Origin of the sequence: Mesorhizobium amorphae CCNWGS0123 (assembly GCF_001686985.1) — a bacterium.
GTDB lineage: Bacteria > Pseudomonadota > Alphaproteobacteria > Rhizobiales > Rhizobiaceae > Mesorhizobium > Mesorhizobium amorphae.
This window is the reverse complement of the sequence record NZ_CP015318.1, coordinates 5562105-5581965: the sequence shown is the minus strand read 5'-3', so window position 1 is coordinate 5581965 and position 19861 is coordinate 5562105. Positions and strand designations below refer to the sequence as shown.

The 19861-nt window shown below is 63.9% G+C and carries 19 protein-coding genes; 10 read left to right on the top strand and 9 right to left on the bottom strand.

Going from position 1 to position 19861, the window contains the following annotated elements; genetic code table 11:
- Positions 1 to 80: 80 nt before the first annotated feature.
- From waaC to rfaD, 3 genes are read right to left on the bottom strand one after another with little or no spacing between them, the layout of a single operon-like run.
- Complete coding sequence (gene waaC / locus A6B35_RS26155; protein WP_006202484.1) at positions 81 to 1070, bottom strand: lipopolysaccharide heptosyltransferase I; 990 nt, start codon at positions 1068 to 1070, stop codon at positions 81 to 83.
- Positions 1067 to 2074 (bottom strand): lipopolysaccharide heptosyltransferase II, encoded by a 1008-nt coding sequence (waaF, locus tag A6B35_RS26150; RefSeq protein ID WP_040582843.1) that lies wholly within the window; start codon positions 2072 to 2074, stop codon positions 1067 to 1069. Before waaF ends, waaC begins: the two co-directional genes overlap by 4 nt.
- Positions 2047 to 2997 (bottom strand): ADP-glyceromanno-heptose 6-epimerase, encoded by a 951-nt coding sequence (gene rfaD, locus A6B35_RS26145; protein ID WP_006202482.1) that lies wholly within the window; start codon positions 2995 to 2997, stop codon positions 2047 to 2049. Before rfaD ends, waaF begins: the two co-directional genes overlap by 28 nt.
- Before the next feature lie 167 nt (positions 2998 to 3164).
- Between rfaD and A6B35_RS26140 the strand changes: the two genes are divergently transcribed.
- The 4 genes from A6B35_RS26140 to A6B35_RS26125 all read left to right on the top strand — a co-directional run bounded on the left by A6B35_RS26140 (position 3165) and on the right by A6B35_RS26125 (position 6646).
- Positions 3165 to 3797, top strand: coding sequence for a LysE family translocator (locus A6B35_RS26140; protein ID WP_006202481.1), 633 nt, complete (start codon positions 3165 to 3167; stop codon positions 3795 to 3797).
- A 144-nt stretch (positions 3798 to 3941) separates the two neighbouring features.
- Entirely contained in the window at positions 3942 to 5429 is a 1488-nt protein-coding gene (gene rfaE1, locus A6B35_RS26135) for a D-glycero-beta-D-manno-heptose-7-phosphate kinase (protein WP_006202480.1), read from the top strand.
- 7 nt (positions 5430 to 5436) lie between these two features.
- The gene (locus tag A6B35_RS26130) at positions 5437 to 6009 is read left to right on the top strand and encodes a D-sedoheptulose-7-phosphate isomerase (protein ID WP_006202479.1); all 573 of its coding nucleotides are present in this window, start codon (positions 5437 to 5439) and stop codon (positions 6007 to 6009) included.
- The gene (locus A6B35_RS26125) at positions 6002 to 6646 is read left to right on the top strand and encodes an HAD-IIIA family hydrolase (RefSeq protein WP_006202478.1); all 645 of its coding nucleotides are present in this window, start codon (positions 6002 to 6004) and stop codon (positions 6644 to 6646) included. Before A6B35_RS26130 ends, A6B35_RS26125 begins: the two co-directional genes overlap by 8 nt.
- Before the next feature lie 89 nt (positions 6647 to 6735).
- Here A6B35_RS26125 and A6B35_RS26120 read toward each other — a convergent pair whose 3' ends face one another.
- Positions 6736 to 7212: an Lrp/AsnC family transcriptional regulator gene (locus A6B35_RS26120; protein ID WP_006202477.1), complete on the bottom strand. Its 477-nt coding sequence runs from the start codon at positions 7210 to 7212 to the stop codon at positions 6736 to 6738.
- Positions 7213 to 7455: 243 nt separating this feature from the next.
- Between A6B35_RS26120 and trxB the strand changes: the two genes are divergently transcribed.
- Complete coding sequence (trxB, locus tag A6B35_RS26115) at positions 7456 to 8430, top strand: thioredoxin-disulfide reductase (RefSeq protein WP_006202476.1); 975 nt, start codon at positions 7456 to 7458, stop codon at positions 8428 to 8430.
- A gap of 72 nt (positions 8431 to 8502) precedes the next feature.
- Positions 8503 to 9399, top strand: a complete 897-nt coding sequence (locus A6B35_RS26110) for a LysR family transcriptional regulator (RefSeq protein ID WP_006202475.1) — start codon at positions 8503 to 8505, stop codon at positions 9397 to 9399.
- Between the two features lie 66 nt (positions 9400 to 9465).
- Here A6B35_RS26110 and A6B35_RS26105 read toward each other — a convergent pair whose 3' ends face one another.
- The 4 genes from A6B35_RS26105 to A6B35_RS26090 form a co-directional block, all read right to left on the bottom strand.
- Positions 9466 to 9963 carry a methyltransferase family protein gene (locus A6B35_RS26105; protein WP_006202474.1) on the bottom strand — a complete coding sequence of 166 codons (498 nt, stop codon included), beginning with the start codon at positions 9961 to 9963 and terminating at the stop codon, positions 9466 to 9468.
- 672 nt (positions 9964 to 10635) lie between these two features.
- Complete coding sequence (locus A6B35_RS26100) at positions 10636 to 12687, bottom strand: elongation factor G (RefSeq protein WP_040582841.1); 2052 nt, start codon at positions 12685 to 12687, stop codon at positions 10636 to 10638.
- A gap of 158 nt (positions 12688 to 12845) precedes the next feature.
- Positions 12846 to 14375 (bottom strand): putative bifunctional diguanylate cyclase/phosphodiesterase, encoded by a 1530-nt coding sequence (locus A6B35_RS26095; protein ID WP_006202472.1) that lies wholly within the window; start codon positions 14373 to 14375, stop codon positions 12846 to 12848.
- A 144-nt stretch (positions 14376 to 14519) separates the two neighbouring features.
- Positions 14520 to 15386: an alpha/beta fold hydrolase gene (locus A6B35_RS26090; protein WP_006202471.1), complete on the bottom strand. Its 867-nt coding sequence runs from the start codon at positions 15384 to 15386 to the stop codon at positions 14520 to 14522.
- Between the two features lie 136 nt (positions 15387 to 15522).
- Here A6B35_RS26090 and A6B35_RS26085 point away from each other — a divergent pair, with 136 nt between their 5' ends.
- Positions 15523 to 16071, top strand: a complete 549-nt coding sequence (locus A6B35_RS26085; RefSeq protein ID WP_040582866.1) for a methyltransferase family protein — start codon at positions 15523 to 15525, stop codon at positions 16069 to 16071.
- Between the two features lie 147 nt (positions 16072 to 16218).
- Positions 16219 to 16614: a (R)-mandelonitrile lyase gene (locus A6B35_RS26080; RefSeq protein ID WP_006202469.1), complete on the top strand. Its 396-nt coding sequence runs from the start codon at positions 16219 to 16221 to the stop codon at positions 16612 to 16614.
- A gap of 73 nt (positions 16615 to 16687) precedes the next feature.
- Here A6B35_RS26080 and A6B35_RS26075 read toward each other — a convergent pair whose 3' ends face one another.
- Positions 16688 to 17890: a pyridoxal phosphate-dependent aminotransferase gene (locus A6B35_RS26075; protein WP_006202468.1), complete on the bottom strand. Its 1203-nt coding sequence runs from the start codon at positions 17888 to 17890 to the stop codon at positions 16688 to 16690.
- A gap of 200 nt (positions 17891 to 18090) precedes the next feature.
- Between A6B35_RS26075 and A6B35_RS26070 the strand changes: the two genes are divergently transcribed.
- The gene (locus A6B35_RS26070) at positions 18091 to 18987 is read left to right on the top strand and encodes an EAL domain-containing protein (RefSeq protein ID WP_006202467.1); all 897 of its coding nucleotides are present in this window, start codon (positions 18091 to 18093) and stop codon (positions 18985 to 18987) included.
- Positions 18984 to 19844 carry an EAL domain-containing protein gene (locus A6B35_RS26065; RefSeq protein ID WP_006202466.1) on the top strand — a complete coding sequence of 287 codons (861 nt, stop codon included), beginning with the start codon at positions 18984 to 18986 and terminating at the stop codon, positions 19842 to 19844. The genes A6B35_RS26070 and A6B35_RS26065 overlap by 4 nt, the downstream gene beginning before the upstream one ends.
- The last annotated feature ends 17 nt before the right edge of the window (positions 19845 to 19861 follow it).

Below are 19861 nucleotides of genomic sequence, written 5' to 3'. Positions count from 1 at the left end.
CTCCCCCCTATACGGGGAGAAGGTGCCGGCAGGCGGATGAGGGGCAGTGCCGACCTTTCCGATTGAATTGATTGAATAAATCAACGCCTATCCGCGCTGGTCTGACCAAGCGTCTGTCGTTCCATTAGCCTTTCAGCCTCCCCCATCACTCCAGCCGGCTCAACACGTCCGCCGGAAGTGGCGAGCAGCGTCGATGCGTACGGCCCGCGCGGGCCGGTCAGGCCGGGCTCGGTGGCCAGGAACACCGCGACCGTCGGCAGGCCGAAGGCGCTGGCGAGGTGGGTGAGGCCGGTGTCGGCGCCGACGACGAGGGCCGATCGGCCGATGATTGCGGCGATGACGGCGAGCGGCGATTTCGGCACCAGCACGGTCTGTGGAACAGCCCTGGCGATCGCCTCGGCCACTGCCTTTTCAGCTTCGTTCGACCAGGTGACGACCGGCGTCATCTGCCTGTCGACCACCAGCCGGGCCGTTTCGATCCAGTCCGCCACCGGCCATTTCTTGTCCTCACGGCTGGTGCCGTGCAGCAGGACGGTGGTTTTGCCGCTGACGCCAGTCAGGCCGTCGGCCGGCGGCACGATGCCGGAGCCGAGTTCGGAAAGATCGGGCTGGTAGCCGAGCGCCATTCCGAACAGCCGCCTAGTACGCTCGATAGCGTGCAGCTCGCGCGGCACGGCGTAGCGGCGGTCGTAGAACCAGGTAGCCGACGGTTCACGTGCGCTCGCGCGGTCGAAGCCGGCGATCGGAGCCGCGGCCTGCTTCGCCACCAGGGCCGACTTGAGCAACCCCTGTGCGTCGATGACAAGGTCGTAGCGGCAGACCCGCAAGGCGCTGCGCAGGTTTGAGGCCTCGCGCCAGGTGCCGCTGTCGAAGAGCCGCTTGCGCCAGCGCCGGATAGCTACGGTGTGGATTTTGCCGATCGCGGGATGCAGGCCAACAATGCCGGCAAAGGCCTCCTCCACGCACCAGTCGAACGACACGTCCGGGCGATGGCGGCGGGCATCCTCGACGGCCGGAAACGTATGGATGACATCGCCCATCGAGGAGGTCTTGACGATCAGCACCTTCATGCGGCGGCCGGTATTTCCAGCAGCCGGTCCGCCGCCGCGACGACCTGTCCGACTTCAAGCGTCTTCAGGCAATTGAGGTGGCCGAGCGGGCAGATCTTCTGATGGCAGGGCGAGCACGACAGGCCGAGCCAGACCAGTTCGGAGCGTTCCGCCAGCGGCGGCGTATTTTTGGGCGAGGTCGAGCCATAGACGGCGACAATCGGCGTGCCGACGGCGGCGGCGACATGCATCAGGCCGCTGTCGTTCGACACCGCGACTTTCGCCGCTGATATCAGGTCGATGGCGTCCTCCAGCCGCGTCTTGCCGGCCAGATCGACAGTGCCTGGCGCCAAGGCGGCGATTTCGCCAGTTACGTCGGCGTCGTTCTTCGAGCCGAACAGCGCCACCTTCAGGCCTTTGGCCATCATCTCGCGGGCGAGGCCGGCATAGCTTTCGCTCGGCCAACGCTTGGCAGGTCCGAACTCGGCGCCGGGCATCAGTGCCACGAATTTCTCCGCCTTCAGCCCGAAGCGTTCGAGCAGGGCCGCCTGGTTGCCCGCGTCCACGGTGAGCCTGGGCGCCTGGAACGTTCCGCCCCTGGCAAGACTGAAATAGGTCTGCGCCGTACGCCGCTTCGCCGCGGCAGGCAGCGGCACGATGTCGGTCAGCAGGCCATAGCGCATTTCCCTGAGGTTGCCGACGCGGCGCGGGATGCGGGCAAAGAACGGGATCAGCGCCGATTTCCAGCTGCCCGGCAGGACATAGGCCATGTCGTAGCGGCCGCGCAGCAGGCGACCGAAACGCCGGCGGATGCGGAATTCGAGCGCGCCGGGTTTCAGCGGAAAGTCGATCTGCTGGCGGATTTCGGGCATGCGCTTGACCAAAGGTGCTGCCCAGGCCGGTGCCAGCACGTCGATGGCGGCGTTCGGATATTGTTGCTTCAGCGCCGAGAACAGGCACTGCGCCATCACCATATCACCCACCCAGCGTGGGCCGATCACGAGGATCGTTGGGCTTTCAGCCATTCGACATAGTCTCTGACGCCGGTTTCGACGGTGCGGAATTGGCCATTGTAGCCGGCTGCGCGTAAGCGGGACATATCAGCTTGCGTAAAACTCTGGTAGCTGCCCTTGAGATGGTCGGGGAATTCGATGAACTCGATCTCGCCCTTGCCCAGCGTGTCGATCACCGTTTCGGCAATGGCGCGGAAGGGCTGGGCGCGGCCGGTGCCGCAGTTGAAGATGCCGCTCGATCCCCGCTTCCACAGCCACAAATTGACGTCGGCGACATCGCCGACATGGATGAAGTCGCGGCTCTGTTCGCCGGGTCCGAAACCGCCATAGGCGCCGAACAGTTTTGGGTTCTGTCCCCGTTCGACCTGATTGAACAGATGGAAGGCGACCGAGGCCATGGCGCCCTTGTGCGCCTCGCGCGGTCCGTAGACGTTGAAATAGCGCAGACCCGCTACCGGCGAATGGTCGGTATCGAAGACGGTGCGGCGGACGTAGTCGTCGAAAAGTTTCTTGGAATAGGCATAGACGTTGAGCGGCCGCTCATATTGCGGCTCTTCGCGAAACTCGGCGCCGCCGCCATAGACCGAAGCCGAGGAGGCATAAAGGAAGGGGATGCGCGGCGCCAGGCACGCATGCAGCAGCCGCTTCGAATAGGCGTAGTTCACGTCCATCATGAACTTGCCGTTCCACTCGGTGGTGGTCGAGCAGGCGCCCTGGTGGAAGACGGCCTCGATGCGGCCGAGCCCGCCATCTTCGAGGCGGGCGAGGAACTCGTCCTTGTCGAGATAGTCGGCGATCTGCAAATCGGCGAGGTTGGCGATCTTGTGGCCGTCGGTGAGGTCGTCGACGACGAGGATGTCGTCATGACCTTCGGCATTGAGCGCGGCGACGATGTTCGAGCCGATCATGCCGGCGCCGCCCGTGACGATGATCATGCTGTTGGTCCCGATGTTGGTTTCGCTCGCCGATTCCGGCCCTTATAAGGGAGGCAGGTTGGGCTGTCGATAAAGCAGGCGGCTGCGGGCGCATGTCACAGTGAGGCCGCAAAGCTGCCGCTTCAGTCGGTTTCGCGCCACCCGTCGGGATCGCAAGGGACAAAAGAATGCCGTCGACCGAATTGCTTATCGCCTTTTTCGCCACCACGGCGATCTTTGCCTATATCCCCGGTCCGGCCATGCTCTATGCAGCGGCGCAGACCATGGCGCGCGGGCGCTGGTCCGGGCTGACGGCGGCGCTCGGCATCCATCTCGGCGGCTATGTGCATGTCATTGCCGCCGCTGCCGGCCTGTCGGTGCTGTTTCACGCCGTGCCGCCGCTCTACATGGCGGTCAAGCTCATCGGCGCGCTCTACCTGATCTGGCTCGGCGTTTCGCTGTTTCGCGCCAGGGCGCAAGGCGATGCGGCGTTGCCGCTGATCGAGCGGAAATCGGCCCGCCGCGCTTTCTTCGAGAGCGTCACCGTCGAGGTGCTCAATCCGAAGACTGCGATCTTCTTCATGGCGTTCCTGCCGCAGTTCATCGATGCCTCGGCGGCGTTTCCGGTGTGGCTGCAATTCGTCGTGCTTGGGACGATCGTCAATTTGATGTTTTCCTCTGCCGATATCATGTGCGTGTTCCTGGCCGGTGCGATGATTGCGCGGCTGCGGCGTTCAGGCCGCGCGCAGCGCATGATGCAGCGGGCGGGCGGCGCAGTGCTGGTCGGGCTGGGCGTGCATGTCGCCCTGCAGAAGAGTTGACCCATCGGCCATACTTGACCGTGACCGGGCCGCCGTTGCGCTGGCTCGAATTGCGGTATATCGGCTTCGCCATGAACGACCGGCCCTGCCGATCGAACTCCGAAGCGTTTTCAAAACAGGCTTTTCCCGCGCGCTGTCCGTAACATGATCAAGCACAATCCGCCTTCTCCCGAACCGCTGCACCGCGCCATCGCGCGCTTTGGTGACGTCACCGTTCTGGTGGTCGGCGACTTCATCCTCGACCGTTTCGTCAGCGGCGTCATCGAGCGCATCTCGCCGGAGGCGCCGATTCCGGTGCTGCACGGGCGCGGCGAGATGCTGGCGATGGGTGGCGCGGGCAATGTCGTTGCCAACATCGTCTCGCTGGGGGCCGCAGCGATCCCGGTCTCGGTCATCGGCACCGATGCGGCCGGCGACAATCTGATGCGGATGCTGGGTGAGCTTGGTACCGACACCGGCGGCCTGGCGCAGGACCGCGACCGTATGACCTCGTCGAAGAGCCGCTTCAGCGCGCTCAACCAGCAGGTGCTGCGCTTCGACGAGGAGGAAGTGAAGCCGCTGGCAGCCAGCGAGCGGGCGACGCTGGTTGGGCATTTCCGTGCCGCGCTTGCGCGGGCCGACATCGTCATCCTGTCCGACTATGGCAAGGGCATGCTGCTCGACGGCGTCGCCGGCGAACTGATCTCGATCTGCCGCGATGCGGGAAAGCCGGTTCTGGTCGATCCGAAGGGCCGCGACTATGCGCGCTATGCCGGCGCGACCGCGATCACGCCCAACCGCAAGGAACTCGGCGAGGCCGTCGGCCACGCGGTGTTTGCCGATGACGAGATCGTCACCGCAGCGCGGGAGCTGATCGCCGCACATGATTTTGACTTCGTCGTGGCGACTCGCAGTGAAAAGGGCATGAGTGTCGTCGGCCCTGACGATGCCCGCCACATCGCCACGCAGGCGCGGGAAGTCTTCGACGTTTCGGGCGCCGGCGACACCGTCATTGCGACGTTCGCGCTGGCGCTCGCCGCAGGCGCCGATCGTGTGATGGCCGCCTCCATCGCCAATGCCGCGGGCGGTGTGGTGGTCGGCAAGCGCGGCACCGCGCGGCTGACGGTCGAGGAACTCACCGGCGCGCTGTTTCGGTCACACGGACCGACCGCCCACAAGGATGCCATCCTTGATGCCACATCGGCCGCACGCATGGTCGCGGCGTGGAAGGATGAGGGCCTGAGCGTCGGTTTCACCAATGGCTGCTTCGACATCCTGCATGCCGGCCATGTCAGCCTGCTGCATGCGGCGCGCAGCCAGTGCGACAGGCTGGTGCTCGGCCTCAACAGCGATGCCTCGGTGCGGCGGCTGAAGGGCCCGGGACGCCCGGTCAACGACCAGCACGATCGCGCCTGCGTGCTCGCAGCCCTGGCCTCGGTCGATGCCGTCGTCGTTTTCGAGGAGGACACGCCATTGGCGCTGATCGAAGCCTTGCTGCCCGACATACTGGTCAAGGGCGCCGACTACACGGTCGACACCGTGGTTGGCGCCGACGTGGTGCAGAAGGCGGGCGGGCGCGTGGTGTTGGTCGATCTCGTCGCCGGCAAGAGCACCACCGGCACCATCGGCAGACTGCGCGCCACCACAAACTGAGGGTATCATGTCCGAACTGAACGATTACCTGGTCCGCTCGGCGGCCGCGATCTCGGCGATGGCCGAGCGCGACCTGACGGGTGAGATGGAGCGGGCGGTGAGTGCTGTTGTCACAGCGCTTTCGCAAGGCAAGGCCTTGCTGATTTGTGGCAATGGCGGCTCGGCCAGCGATGCCATTCATATCGCTGGCGAACTGGTCGGCCGCTTCCTGAAGGAGCGCAAGGCCTACAATGTCATCGCGTTGCCGGCCAACGCGGCGGTGCTGACCGCCTGGGGCAATGACTACGGCTTCGACACGGTGTTTTCGCGCCAGGTCGAGGCGCACGGGTCGGCCGGTGCGGTGCTGCTCGCCATCTCGACCAGCGGCAATTCGCCGAGCATCCTTGCCGCCGCCGAGCAGGCGCGCAAGATGGGCATGACGGTGGTCAGCATGACCGGCGACACTGGCGGCAAGCTGAAGCCGCTGACCGACATCCTGCTCAACGTGCCCTCGACCTCGACGCCGATCATCCAGCAGGGACATCTTTGCCTCTACCACCATCTGTGCGCGGTGGTCGAAGCCCGTCTCAGCGATGGCTGACAAGGCGACCGTCGAGACTTCGCCGCACCCGCTCGTCGAGCCGGGGCTATGGATCGAGCGAAGCGGCGGCACGGTCTTTCCGGCCAACAAACCAGCGCTGTTCCTCGACCGCGACGGTACCATCAACGTCGATACCGGCTATCCCGACGACCCGGCCGACATCGTGCTGCGCGACAACATCGCGCCTGCCATTGCGGCCGCCAATCGGGCCAATATCCCTGTGGTGGTGGTAACCAACCAGTCCGGCATCGCCCGCGGTTATTCCGGTTGGGATGAGTTCGCCTCGGTCAATGGCCGTGTGCTCGACCTCTTGCGGGACAGGAGTGCATTCGTCGACATGGTTCTCGCCTGCGCCTACCACGACGCAGGCACCGGGCTGCTGACGGTCGCCAACCATCCGATGCGCAAACCCAATCCGGGCATGCTGTTCGAGGCAGCGAAACGTCTCGAACTCGATCTCCGGCGCTCGCTGATCGTCGGCGACAAACAGGCGGACATGGCGGCGGGACAGCGCGCCGGCCTGTCGAGCGGCTGGCTGGTCGATGGTGATGCCTCCGAGCAGGCAGGGTTCAAGGTTTCGCCGCTGCGCGACCGCGAAGATCTGGACGGATTGGTGGCCGCAATAGAGGCACTCTGAAGCGCTTCCCGCAGATTCAAGAACCGGCGCTACGCTGCTGGTTTTCCGTGATTTTCAGATTGTCGGATACCACCGAGCGAGGTTGTCGATCAGGCCGGAAACGCCACCAGGCCCTCATCCTTGACCCGGCGAATGGTGAGCGCCGTGCGCACCGTGTCGACATTCGGCGCCGAGGCCAGCTCCTCGATGACGAAGGTCTGAAACGTGCCGAGGTCGCTTGCCACGCAATGCAGCAGGAAATCGGATTCGCCCGACACCATCCAGGCGTCGCGCACGATGGGCCAGCCGCGCGTGCGCTCGGCGAAGGTCTTGAGCTCTGCGTCTGCCTGGTGATGCAGGCCGATGAGGCAGAAGGCGACGACATCCATGCCGAGCGCCGGCGCGTTGAGCAAAGCGCGGTAGCCGCGGATGATGCCGGTCTCCTCCAGCCGCCGGACGCGGCGCAGGCAGGGCGGAGCCGAAATGCCGACACGGCTCGACAGTTCAACATTGGTCATGCGTCCGTCGTTTTGAAGTTCGCGCAGGATTTTCCAGTCGATGGCGTCGAGGTCGGCTTTGAGCGGCATTGTCGGCTTTCCCCGCGCGCAAGAATCTTTCGTGATTTCTAATTAGACTCCGGGATGCATTCCATCCCTCTGCCGACGATTTTTGATCCGGACACGGATATTGCCGGATATGCCGGCGCCGAAGCTTTCCGGGGACGAAGGCCAACTTGCCTTGCTGGCGTCGCGGGCAGCACTTACATTACGCGCGACATCAGGCGTGATTTCCATGCCGCAATCCCTGGCTGCCCTCCACAGAGGCTTTTCATGACCACCAAACACGCGCCTGTTCTCATCATCGGTTCCGGACCCGCCGGCTATACGGCGGCGATCTATGCCGCCCGCGCCATGCTGAAACCCATGCTGGTCGCCGGCCTGCAGCAGGGCGGTCAGCTGATGATCACCACCGATGTCGAAAACTATCCGGGCTTTGGCGATCCGATCCAGGGCCCGTGGCTGATGGAACAGATGCTGAAGCAGGCCGAGCATGTCGGCACCGACATCATCAACGACATCATCACCGAGGTCGACCTCAATGTGCGGCCGTTTCGCGCCAAGGGCGATTCCGGCACCACCTACACCGCCGATGCGCTGATCATCGCCACCGGCGCGCAGGCCAAATGGCTGGGTATCCCGACCGAACAGACCTTCATGGGCTTCGGCGTGTCGGCCTGCGCCACATGCGACGGCTTCTTCTATCGCGGCAAGGACGTCGCGGTGATCGGCGGCGGCAATTCGGCGGTCGAGGAGGCTCTCTATCTCTCCAACCTGGCGAAGAGCGTGACGGTCATTCACCGGCGCGGCGATTTCCGCGCCGAGCGCATCCTGCGCGAGCGGCTGTTCAAGAAGGAAAACGTGCGCGTCATCTGGGACACGATCGTCGACGAGATCACCGGCCAGCCCGGCAAGGCGCCGCTGCCGCCTTCGGTAGAAGGGCTGAAGCTGCGCAACATCGCAACCGGCGAGGTGACGCAGCTGAAGGTCGATGGTGTGTTCGTGGCGATCGGCCATGCGCCGGCGGTCGAGCTGTTCGTCGGCAAGCTGAAGCAGAAGCCCAATGGCTATCTGTGGACGGCACCGGACTCGACCCGCACCGACGTGCCCGGCGTGTTCGCGGCGGGCGACGTCACCGACGACATCTACCGCCAGGCGGTGACGGCTGCCGGGCTCGGCTGCATGGCCGCGCTCGAGGCGGAAAAATATCTCGCCGGCATCGAGGTTCACCGCGAGGCGGCGGAGTAACGTAGCGACTTGAGAAAAGTCGTTTAAAAGCCTGATTTTTCATTCAGACGCCAAAACAGAACGAGGGGAATCATGGCGCTGGACTGGGACAAGCTACGCGTATTTCACGCTGCGGCGGAGGCGGGGTCGTTCACCCATGCCGCCGAGACACTGCACCTGTCGCAATCGGCGATCTCGCGGCAGGTCAGCGCGCTGGAGCACGACGTCGGCGTGCCGCTGTTCAACCGTCACGCCCGTGGCCTGGTGCTGACCGAACAGGGCGAGATGCTGTTCCGCACCGCGCATGACGTGCTGATGAAGCTGGAGACGATCAAGTCGCGGCTGACCGAAGCCAAGGACCGGCCGTCCGGCGTGCTTCGGGTCACGACCACGGTGGGGCTGGGTGCCGGCTGGCTGACCGAACGCGTGCAGGAGTTCATCGAGCTCTATCCCGAGATCAGCCTGCAGCTGATCCTCGCCAATGAGGAACTCGACCTCACCATGCGTCAGGCCGATTGCGCCATCCGGCTGCGCCAGCCGCAGCAGCCGGATCTCATCCAGCGCCGCCTGTTCACCGTGCATTTCCATCTCTATGCCTCGCCCGCCTATGTCGCCAAGCACGGTCAACCGGCCTCGGTTGCCGAACTGAGGACGCATCGCATCGTCACCTTCGGCGTGCCGGTGCCGTCGCATCTGTCGGAACTGAACTGGCTGGAGACCGTCGGCGATTTCGAAGGCGGGCAAAGGGTGCCGACGCTGCAGATCAACGACATATTGTCGATCAAGCGCGCCGTGCAGGGCGGCGCCGGCATCGCCATGCTGCCCGACTACGTGATCAACAAGGACTCAGGGCTAGTGCAGTTGCTGCCGGAGACCGAAGTGCCGTCCTTCGACACATACTTCGCCTATCCGGATGCGATGAAGAACCAGGCGAAACTTCATGTGTTCCGCGATTTCATCATCGCCAAGGCCCGAAGCTGGTCCTTCTGAGGGTAGGCCTGCATTCAGGTGACGCCGGCCTGACCTGAATCTCGACATACCCTGAGACAACGCGGCTCACCCTCGCCATGGCGTCAGGCGAGGCAGCCAGCGGGGGACAGCGCGGCGATAGGCTTCGTATTCCGCGCCATAGCGGCGGGCGAGCGTCGGCTCCTCGTAGAGCCTGACGAACGAGACCATGGCCGCGGCGGCGACGATGCCGTAGCCGAAGACGGCCCAGCTCGAAAACAGCAGCGCCTGGCCGAGGATGGTCGAGAGCACGGCCACATACATCGGGTTACGGACATGGCGGTAGATGCCGCCGACGACCAGTCTTTCGGTCGGCGCCACCGGTGCTGGCGTGCCCAGCCCCTCGAGCGCGAAGCGGGCAAAGGAATGGAGCAGCAGGGCCGCCGCCGCGAGGATCAGGATCCAGCCGGCCGGGACCAAGCCCGGCAGCGTCGACAGCGGCAAACGATAGCGATCGGTCAACACACATGGCATCACGCCCGCGACGACGCCGGGTGCCGCAATGAAGAACAATGCGCTGCCGGCGATTGCCTGAATTGTGCGCATTACGAAATCCTGCCGTAGAATTGAACGGACACTGCCCGATTCCGCATCATCGGGCGGTTTCTGTCTTTGGGTGGCAAAATCGGTCTGGTTCGGCGTTCCGCAACGGGTTTGGCCGCGAAACCTTCGCCATTTCCGGCGATTTTCCTGGTCCTATCGTGCCTGGGAATGGGTTGGACCACAGCCTGCGTCTTTTTGCATGCGTGTGTTGCAAAATAGATGCTTGTTTCTTGGGCATGATGAGCACATATATAGATCATCTCCTGGGCGCGTTCTCCTCCCATTAGCGCCCTCGAGTGTTCCCCTCTGGAGGTTAGCCTTAACAGGCACTTCCAATCAAACTCAGCCGGATCTTTATTGATCCGGCTTTTTTGTTGCCCGAAGTCCACTGACCTCGAAAAAAGTCGATCGGCATTGCCACGTAACAGTGACATGTAACCTCGGGTAACATGGCGCAGACGCACTGCATCGATTAAGCAGATCATAGGACGCGGTTGGCTCGTCCGGGAGATGGGGGCATCACTCGGACGGACCGGGCTCAGGCGGCTACCGCGTCCGAACCATTTTTATCCGTCAGCCAACGGCGGAGCGATGCGGCGGACCTGCCGTTTGCCTCCCAGGAGACGGTCCGCAATAGACGGCGTCCGGAAAACCCGGGCGCCGTCTTTTGCTTTCTCACGCAGCCTTGCCGCTGGTGTTCATCGCCTCGTCGGCCAGACGTCCGGTGAGTTCGGCCATATGGTCGAACACGGCGCGATAGCTGGCCACGCCCGCCGTTGCCGAGCGTAGTTCGATGATCAGATCGCCGATCTCCGCCTGCGGCATGGTCGCCTCGACGACGTCCCATCCCGGCCAGTCGGGCCGAGCGTCATAGCCGAGGATCTGGCCACGCCGCTGCGGGATGAGAGCGATGATCTTCGAGGTCGCTTCGGACGGCGTGACGATCTCGACCTTCATCACCGGCTCGAGCAATACCGGCGAGCAGGCGGCCATGCCTTCCTTCATCGCCAGCTTGGCGGCCATCTGGAAGGCCATGTCCGAGGAATCCACGGCATGGTAGGAGCCGTCGGACAGGTTGACGGCGACGTCGACCACCGGGAAGCCGAGCGGGCCGGACTTCAGATAATCGCGGATGCCCGTCTCGACCGACTGGATGTAGGTCTTCGGCACGACGCCGCCGGTGATGGTGTCGGTGAACTGGAAACCCGAGCCGCGCGGCAGCGGCTTGATCTCGATCACCACATCGCCGAACTGGCCGTGGCCGCCCGACTGCTTCTTGTGGCGACCACGCTGCTGCGCCGATTTGCGGATCGTCTCGCGGTAGGGCACGGCCGGTGTGTGGCCCTCGACCGGGATCTGGTTCTTGCCTTCGAGGCGCTCGCGCACGACACGCAGATGCATCTCGCCATGCCCCGACAGCACGGTCTCGGCGGAATCCTGGTTGTGGCGCAGGCTGAGCGAGGGATCCTCCTCCGCAAGACGCTGGATGGCCGCCGACATCTTGACCTCGTCCTTACGTTCCTTCGGCCGCAGCGCGAAAGCGAAGACCGGTTGCGGTGGCGCCAGCGTGGCCAACGGCTTGATGCCGCCTTTGGCCGCACTCAGCGTTTCGCCGGTCTTGACGGTGTCGAGCTTGCCGAGCGCGACGGTGTCGCCTGCCTTGGCGATGGCGAGCTTGGACTGGTCCTTGCCGAGCATCTTGTAGATGCCGGACACCTTTGCCGTTTCGCCGCCTGACAGGAAGAGTTCGGCGGCGTCGGCGACCTGGCCGGAGAGCACGCGCGAGACCGACAGCTTGCCGCCATGCGCCGTATGGATGGTCTTCATCACCTGGACCACCGTCTGATTGCCGTCGGGGGCGCCCAGGCGTTTGCGCGTCGCCTCGACGTCGGGCGCATCGTGACGGATCGCCTTCAGCAGGCGCAGCACGCCATTGCCCTTCTCGGCGGTGCCGATGAGCACCGGCGTCACAATGCCTTCCCGCAGGTCGGCGGCGAGGTCGTCGAAGATTTCGTCCTTCGGCGGTTCGATCTCCTCGAGCAGCTGCTCCATGAGCTGGTCGTCATGGTCGGCGAGTGTCTCCAGCATGGAGAAGCGCGCCTCAAGCTCACGCGCCTTGTCGTCGCCCGGGATGTCGGCGACCTCACTTTCGGCATACTCGCGATAGATGTAGGCGCGCTCCAAGGCCAGATCGATCGAGCCGATGACGACGCTGTCCTTGCGCAGCGGAATCTGGCGCAGCAGCAGCGGCACCGAGCTTGCCGGCTGCAGCATCTTCAGCGTGTCGCGCACGCCCGCGATCGCCTTGTCGACCTTGTTCAGGAACAGGATGCGCGGCACGCCGAGATCGTCGAGCTTGCGCATGATGAGTTGCAGGGCGGGAATCTTCTTTTCGTCGGCCTCGGCGACCACCACGGCGACGTCGCAGGCGGCGAGCACAGGTTCGGCCTCGAAAGAGAATTCGATGGAGCCGGGACAGTCGACGAAGGTAAGCTGCTCGCCCATGAATTCGGTGGTGGCGAAGGTCGCCTCGACGCTCATGGCATGGGCGCGCGCCTCGGGCGAATGATCGGAAACGGTGCTTCCCGACGAAACGGGATTCTGGCGGGGAATGGCGCCCGTGCGGGCGAGTATGGCTTCGAGAAGTGTCGTCTTACCGCTTGCGAAGGGACCGACTATGGCAATGCATTTCGGTCCCGTGCGTCGTCCTCCGGCGCGAGTACCCATGGCTGACCTCCACTCAGGCGTTTCCCTGGGAGCGGCGGCCGGCCTGTACGGCCGTCGCGGGCGGGGGTTCTTTTCGTTTCGCCACCTGCCCGATAGCATCGTCCCACGGGTTCGCGGGGAGGGCAAGGAAAATAGGAAGTTCGCCGGCTTTGGTTGTCTCAGGCGGTGCGGGCGAGCGATCCGGTGCGCGCGGCAAGCAGGGCGCCGGCCTTGTCGCGCGGTGCCGGCCTGCCGAAGAAGTAACCCTGGAAGCGGTTGCAGCCGGCGGCCCTGGCGAGGGTGAATTCTTCTTCCGTCTCGATGCCTTCGGCAACGATGGTGACATGCTGGATACGCGCGATCTGCGCCAATGCAGAAACGAAGATCTGGGCGACCTGATCGTGGGCGAGACTGCGGATATAGGATCGGTCTATCTTGATGCTGTCGATGGGCAAGGTCTTGAGATAGTTGAAACCGCAATGGCCGGTGCCGAAATCGTCGAGCGCGATGTGAAAGCCGAGGCCGCGCAGCGTCTCGAGGCGCCTCAGGATTTCGGGCGAAGCGGCGGTCGCCACCGTCTCGGTGATCTCGATGATGAATTGCTCCGCCGAGCGGCCGGTCTCACGCAGCACGCGGTCGCACATCGTGACGATCTCGTCGCGTTTCAGCTGTTCGCCCGAGACGTTGATGCTGATGCGGCGTCCGTGAAAATGGGCAACGTCGGCGCAGGCGCGCTTGAAGACCCATTCGCCCAGCATGTCGATCAGGGTCGAGCGTTCGGCGATTGGAATGAACTCGGCAGGCGAGATCAGGCCACGCACAGGATGGCGCCAGCGTATCAGTCCCTCCAGGGCGTAGGCGGAGCCGTCGGGGTCGACAATGGGTTGATAGTGCAGTTCGAGTTCGCCGAGGTAGACGGCCGCCCGCAATTCGCGCTCGATCAGGCGGCGGTAGCGTTTGTCGGACAGCATCTCCTCGTCGAACACAGTGACGCGGCCGCGGCCGCCGGCCTTGCTTTCATAGAGCGCAAGATCGGCAAGCAGCATCAACTCCGTCGTGTTCGACGCATGCGCCGGGGCAAGTGCCACGCCGATCGAAATGGAGAGCGGGATGGTCTTGCCCTCATGCGACTTGCCGGCCCGCATCGCGTCGAGCAGGCGGCGCGCATCCTTGTAGATCTCTGCCAGATCGCCATGCGGAATGATGACGCCGAACTCGTCGCCACCCAGGCGCCCGACCACCCCGTCGGCAAAAATGCGTTCGGCGGCCTTGACCAGATGCGCCAGGGCGAGATCGCCGAACTGATGGCCGAACGTGTCGTTGAGCTGCTTGAAATGGTCGAGGTCGATCAAAAGCAGGCTCGCCTGTCGCCGGTTGCGCAAGGAGCTCAGCCTGTCGCGCAGCGCCTCGATAAAATAGCGGCGGCTCATGGCGCCGGTCATCGCGTCCACGGTCAGAAGACGGTGCTTCTCCGCTTCGGCCGCCGCCGCCGACTGCAGCCGCTGCACCACGCTGCTGCGCATGTACATCAACACCAGCAGCGCCATGCCGGTAGCGACCATCGAAACGAAGAGAGCGGTGTTGTAAGAGAAGTCTTCGACCCAGCCGAGCGCACCAAGCGCGGTCGCCGCTATGCTCAGCACAAGCAGGAACTGGATGCCGCGGTAGACCCTGCCGCTATGGTCCTTGATCGTTGCCAGTATGCTCACGTCACCGTCCCCGCAACACAAGCCACGGCTAGAGCCCAGCTGTTAAGAAGACATTGAGTTTGCCGAAGGGAGCCGCCATTTTTCGTCTTGTTGCGCCGACCGCCGGAAATGTCCGGGTTGGCATCGTCGCCGACGCCGGTCCGTTCAACCGGCCTGGCTTCGGCGCTGCCCCACCAGGGCGCCATCCGCGCTCTGCGCCTCGACCGCGTCGGCAAAGCGCGACAGCATCGGATTGAACAGGTCCGGCCGCTCCCAGAAGGGGGCGTGTCCGACACCGGGGACGACATGGCAATGTTCCCACAGAGCGCCGTAGTGCAGCGCCTCGAAGTAACTGAGCCGGACAAACGGATCATTTTCACCGTTGACGATCGCAACCGGGAATGCGGCCTGCTCGACCACCTGCCTCTGGTCGGCGCCGTCGCCGCTCATCATGCTGCGCGTCACCGTGGCGCGCAGCCTGCCGTCCGTGCGCAGTATGGCTTGTCGAAAGGTCGGGCTGGCACTGTCGCCGAAGCACAATGTCTCGAAACGCTCGGCATCACGCTCCGAGTAGATCTTCTTGGAGGCGAGCAGCATGTCCCAATGCGCGTGGAAGCCGCGCAGCATGCCGAACAGCCCCTTGGACACAGGCGGGGCGCCGGTCAGCATCAGTCCGCGGACTGCCGGATGGAAGCTCGCGAGTTCCATGGCGACATGGCCGCCGAGCGACCAGCCGAAAACGATGGCTCGCCTGATGGCCAGACGGTCAAGGAGTTCACCCGCCGACCGGGCCAGGCCGGCGATCGTATAGGCTGTTGCCGGGTCGTGAGCGTCAGAGGATCCGCCATGACCGGGAAGGTCGAAGGCGATCAGCCTGTGGGCATCGGCGAGCGGGCTGTCGAACTGCCTGGCGAACACGGCGCGCGAGCTGCCCGAGCCATGGATCATCAGGATCGGCATGCCAAGGCCCGACGATTCGCTGAGGTGCAAATCGGCCTGTGATGTGCGGATCGTGCGCTCGGCAACGGCCATGCTGGATTGAACCTCCGGATTGCGTGGCCGGCAACATCTCACAGCGGGGTCTACACCGCCTTTAAGTTTCTGGTTAAGAAAGGATTTATAAGCGGCGACCGTTTATAGTGGCCGAATCCTAACGATGGGGATGGTGATGGAACGCGGGCTCGATCTTCTTCTCTCGATCAGCAGCATTGCAACGGTCGGCCAGTATCTCTGGTCGATGCGTGCCCATTTCCAGGCGACGACCATGTCTGCCGGCGCGAAGGTGATTTCAGCGGTCGTGGCGGCGACGGCACTGTTCTTTCTGGCGATACTCTGGATCCTGCAGCAGCCGCCGCTAGCGTTGATCGCCGGGCTGGCGATCCAGTTGGTCAGCTCTGCCCTGTTCTGGTGGGCGATCTCGACGTCGCGCAAGGCGCGGCTGCGCTTTGCCTTTGCCGAGGACAATCCCCATAGCCTGGTGACCGACGGTCCGTTCGGCTATATCCGCCATCCATTCTACACATCCTACATCATCTTCTGGATCGGATGGGGCATCGCCACCTGGTCGATCCTGGCGGTTGTGCCGGTTGCCGGGATAATCGTGATCTATGTGATCGCGGCTCTGGACGAAGAGAAGAAGTTTTCGCGCACCGAACTGGCCGACGCCTATGCGGCCCATCGCAAGCGAGCCGGCCTGTTCTGGCCGCGGCTGGGGTAGCGCTGCCGCAATTATCCGTGCGTGCCGCTTGCTGGACGGTGTCGGGGAGGCGGTTGCGCAACAGCCGATATCGGACGAGAGTGCCGCTTCCATGATCGGCGCCACCGGATCGACGATTGCCGCGCCGTCAGCTTGAGGATCAGTACCATGAAGATTATTGCCTGCGGCAGCGTGCCGACCATTATCGCTCCGGACAAATATTTCACCGGCCGCGTGCTGCAGACACCGATCATCGAGAAGGAAGCGCCGGCCCGGCTCAGGGCAACCCTGGTCAGCTTCGAGCCTGGCGCACGCACCTTCTGGCACACGCACCCGCTTGGCCAAACGCTCTATGTCACATCCGGCGCCGGCCGCGCGCAGACTTGGGGCGGCCCGATCCAGGAGATCAAAGCCGGCGACGTCATCTCGTTCGATCCCGGCGAAAAGCACTGGCATGGTGCCGGCGCGCAAACCGCGATGACGCATGTCGCCATGCAGGAGGCGCTCGACGGTGTCCATGCGGACTGGCTGGAACAGGTCACCGACGAGCAGTTTGGCGATTGATATCTTGTTGTTTTAAAACAAAAAACCCGGCCGTCCGCGGCCGGGTTTTTCTTGGCAACAACACTGTGGCCAATCAGGTCAGTGAGGCAGTGAAACGCTGGATGCGGGTGCAGGCCTCTTCAAGCAGGGCCTCCGAGGTGGCGTAGGAGATGCGGAAGTTCGGGCCGAGGCCGAAGGCCGAGCCGAACACCACCGCCACGCCCTCGGCGTCCAGCAGCTCCGAGCAGAAGGTCTCGTCGGTGTCGATCACCTTGCCGGCCTTCGTCGTCTTGCCGATCAACTGCGCACAGGACGGATAGACATAGAAGGCGCCTTCCGGCGACGGGCATGTGATGCCGCGCGCCTGGTTGAGCATCGAGACGACTAGGTCGCGCCGGCCCTGGAAGATCGCCTTGTTTTTGGCGATGAAATCCTGCGGGCCGTTCAACGCCTCGACCGAAGCCCATTGCGCGATGGTGCAGGCGCCTGAGGTCTGCTGGCCCTGGATCATGTCCATTGCCTTGATCAGTGCTACCGGGCCCGCCGCGTAGCCGATGCGCCAGCCGGTCATGGCATAGGCTTTCGACACGCCGTTCATGGTCAGCGTGCGCTCGTAGAGCTTCGGCTCGACCTCGGCGATGGTCTTGAAGACGAAGTCGCCATAGGTCAGGTGCTCGTACATGTCGTCGGTCAGCGTCCAGACATGCGGATGCTTCAACAACACGTCGGCCAGAGCGCGCAGTTCGGCTTCCGTGTAGGCGGCGCCCGACGGATTCGACGGCGAGTTCATCAAGAGCCATTTGGTCTTCGGCGTGATCGCCTTTTCCAGCACGTCCGCCGTCAGCTTGAAGCCGTTGTCGATCGAGGTGTCGGCAAAGGTCGACGTGCCGCCGCAGATCGCCACCATTTCGGGGTAGCTGACCCAATAGGGGCGGGGGATGATGACCTCGTCGCCGGGGTTCAGCGTCGCCATGAAGGCATTGAACAGGATCTGCTTGCCGCCGGTGCCGACGATGGTCTGCTCCGGCCGGTAGTCGAGATTGTTCTCGCGCTTGAACTTCCTGGCGATCGCCTCGCGTAGCGGCGCGATGCCGGAAACCGGCGGATACTTCGTCTCGCCGCGGCGGATCGCCTCGACCGCCGCGTTCTTGATGTTGTCGGGCGTATCGAAATCCGGCTCGCCGGCGCCCAGCCCGATCACGTCGCGGCCGGCATTTTTCAGCTCGCGCGCTTTCTGCGTCACCGCGATGGTCGCGGAAGGCTTTACGCGGGAAAGGGCGTCGGCAAGAAAGGCCATGACCAGATATCTCCAGGGACGATCGGCGCGGCCAGGAGCGGCCGCGGCGCTTCTCTTGTCGCATCATGCCGGCAAGCGCAAGCATTGTCGGATGAACCAGACCTCAAATCCGCGGCAACAATAAATTCATCAACGGCCGGTAGAACCTTGGGCGGCAGGATCGCAACCCAAATTCCGCCAGTCTTGCGGAGCGAGGAACCGTGTCGCGTAGTATCGGGCTTGCCCACATCATCCGTCATGATGACGGCACCTCCAGCGGTGTCTGGGGCATCTATACGCTGCAGAGCGCCTTCCAGCCGATCTTCGCCTTCAAGGAAGGCAAGTTGTCGGTCGTCGCATTCGAGGGACTTATCCGGCCGTTTCGTGACGGCGAGCCGCAGGCGCCGATGGGCTTTTTCAGCACTTGTCCGGCAGCCGACCGCCTGCACATCGAGGCGCTGACCAGGACACTGCACCTCCTCAATGCCGGTGCCTGCCTGCCGGAAGAGGCATCGATCTTCATCAATTTCGACCCGTCGGTGTTCAGCGACCGTGCCATTGCCGACATGGCGCTGCGCGATATGAGGCTGGTGCTGCACGAGGCCGGCATCGATCCGCGCCGCATCGTCTGCGAGGTCACCGAGCAGAAGTCGGCATCTCAGGAAACCCTCTACAGCTTCGTCGAGGCGCTGAGGGCCAACGGCTTCCGCATCGCGGTCGACGACTACGGCGCCGACGATTCCGACATCAACCGCATCAAGGAACTCAGGCCCGATATCGTCAAGTTCGACGCGCACTGGATCACGCAGTTGATGGAGTCCGGCGCCGGCTTTGCGCTGTTGACCGCCATGGTGACGAGCTTCGAACAGCAAGGCATCCGCACGGTATTCGAAGGCATCGAGGAAGGCTGGCAGCTCGAGTTGGCGGAGAAGTCCGGCGCTTCGATGGTGCAGGGCTTCGTGTTGGCGCGGCCGGAGCTTGCACCGACCAGTTTTCGTGGTTTCGGCAAGGACGTACAGGCGCAGGCGACAGACAGCGCGGCCAAGGCACCCGCCAGCCCGGCCTTGACGCCCTCGGGTCGGCCAGCGCGGGTGTTTGGGCGCAAGGTGGCGCCATGAGCCGGCGGCCGGACAGGCGGCGCGATGCCACTGATGCGATCTTTGCCGACGAGGTCGGCATCGAATATGGCGTCTACGGCGCCTTCCGGCTGAGAAGCGCCTATCAGCCGATCTTCACGCCGCGCAGCGGAACGCTGGCGGCGGTCGCCGTCGAAGGGCTGATCGAGCCGCATCGCGCCGGCAGGCCGGTTGCCCCGCCGGTGTTCTTCGATGGCATTGCGGCGTCGGATCGCCTGTTCGTCGAGACGATGTGCCGGATGCTGCATCTCAGGAACTTCCGCAACATGGGCGTCGAAGGGCTCGACCTGTTCTTCAACTACAATCCGCTGGTCAACGACCATCCCGGACGCGCGCTGGCCGAAATCCGGTTGATGACCAGGCATCTCGGCGACTTCGACCTCCATCCGGGCATGCTGGTCTGTGAGATCACCGAGCAGGCGGCCGATGACAAGGTGCTTGTCAGCCTGGTCCATGAAATGCGCCGCCACGGCATCCGCATTGCCATTGACGATTTCGGCACCGGGCACTCGACGGAGGAGCGGATTGCGCTGCTTGCGCCCGATATCGTCAAGATCGACGGTACATGGTTTGCGCAATTCTGCCGCCATGCCGCAGCCGAACGCTTCTTCCGGCCGCTTGTCTCGATGCTGCACGATCGCGGCGCCAAGGTGCTGGTCGAAGGGATCGAGCAATCGGTGCATCTGCGGGTGGCGCTCGACGGCGGCGTCGACCTGCTGCAGGGATTCCACCTCGCTCGGCCGGCGCTGGCCGGCACGATCTTCAACGAGGAGCCGCTTTCCATCGAGGCGCTGCTCGGCATGGACAACAAGGTCGTGCCGTTGCATCAGCGGCGCTGATGGGAACGCCAAAACAA

What these genes read in the sequence shown, in the direction of transcription:
- waaC (WP_006202484.1), bottom strand. Translation starts at nt 1,070, where the DNA reads ATGAAGGTGCTGATCGTCAAGACCTCCTCGATGGGCGATGTCATCCAT.
- waaF (WP_040582843.1), bottom strand. Translation starts at nt 2,074, where the DNA reads ATGGCTGAAAGCCCAACGATCCTCGTGATCGGCCCACGCTGGGTGGGT.
- rfaD (WP_006202482.1), bottom strand. Translation starts at nt 2,997, where the DNA reads ATGATCATCGTCACGGGCGGCGCCGGCATGATCGGCTCGAACATCGTC.
- A6B35_RS26140 (WP_006202481.1), top strand. Translation starts at nt 3,165, where the DNA reads ATGCCGTCGACCGAATTGCTTATCGCCTTTTTCGCCACCACGGCGATC.
- rfaE1 (WP_006202480.1), top strand. Translation starts at nt 3,942, where the DNA reads ATGATCAAGCACAATCCGCCTTCTCCCGAACCGCTGCACCGCGCCATC.
- A6B35_RS26130 (WP_006202479.1), top strand. Translation starts at nt 5,437, where the DNA reads ATGTCCGAACTGAACGATTACCTGGTCCGCTCGGCGGCCGCGATCTCG.
- A6B35_RS26125 (WP_006202478.1), top strand. Translation starts at nt 6,002, where the DNA reads ATGGCTGACAAGGCGACCGTCGAGACTTCGCCGCACCCGCTCGTCGAG.
- A6B35_RS26120 (WP_006202477.1), bottom strand. Translation starts at nt 7,212, where the DNA reads ATGCCGCTCAAAGCCGACCTCGACGCCATCGACTGGAAAATCCTGCGC.
- trxB (WP_006202476.1), top strand. Translation starts at nt 7,456, where the DNA reads ATGACCACCAAACACGCGCCTGTTCTCATCATCGGTTCCGGACCCGCC.
- A6B35_RS26110 (WP_006202475.1), top strand. Translation starts at nt 8,503, where the DNA reads ATGGCGCTGGACTGGGACAAGCTACGCGTATTTCACGCTGCGGCGGAG.
- A6B35_RS26105 (WP_006202474.1), bottom strand. Translation starts at nt 9,963, where the DNA reads ATGCGCACAATTCAGGCAATCGCCGGCAGCGCATTGTTCTTCATTGCG.
- A6B35_RS26100 (WP_040582841.1), bottom strand. Translation starts at nt 12,687, where the DNA reads ATGGGTACTCGCGCCGGAGGACGACGCACGGGACCGAAATGCATTGCC.
- A6B35_RS26090 (WP_006202471.1), bottom strand. Translation starts at nt 15,386, where the DNA reads ATGGCCGTTGCCGAGCGCACGATCCGCACATCACAGGCCGATTTGCAC.
- A6B35_RS26085 (WP_040582866.1), top strand. Translation starts at nt 15,523, where the DNA reads ATGGAACGCGGGCTCGATCTTCTTCTCTCGATCAGCAGCATTGCAACG.
- A6B35_RS26080 (WP_006202469.1), top strand. Translation starts at nt 16,219, where the DNA reads ATGAAGATTATTGCCTGCGGCAGCGTGCCGACCATTATCGCTCCGGAC.
- A6B35_RS26075 (WP_006202468.1), bottom strand. Translation starts at nt 17,890, where the DNA reads ATGGCCTTTCTTGCCGACGCCCTTTCCCGCGTAAAGCCTTCCGCGACC.
- A6B35_RS26065 (WP_006202466.1), top strand. Translation starts at nt 18,984, where the DNA reads ATGAGCCGGCGGCCGGACAGGCGGCGCGATGCCACTGATGCGATCTTT.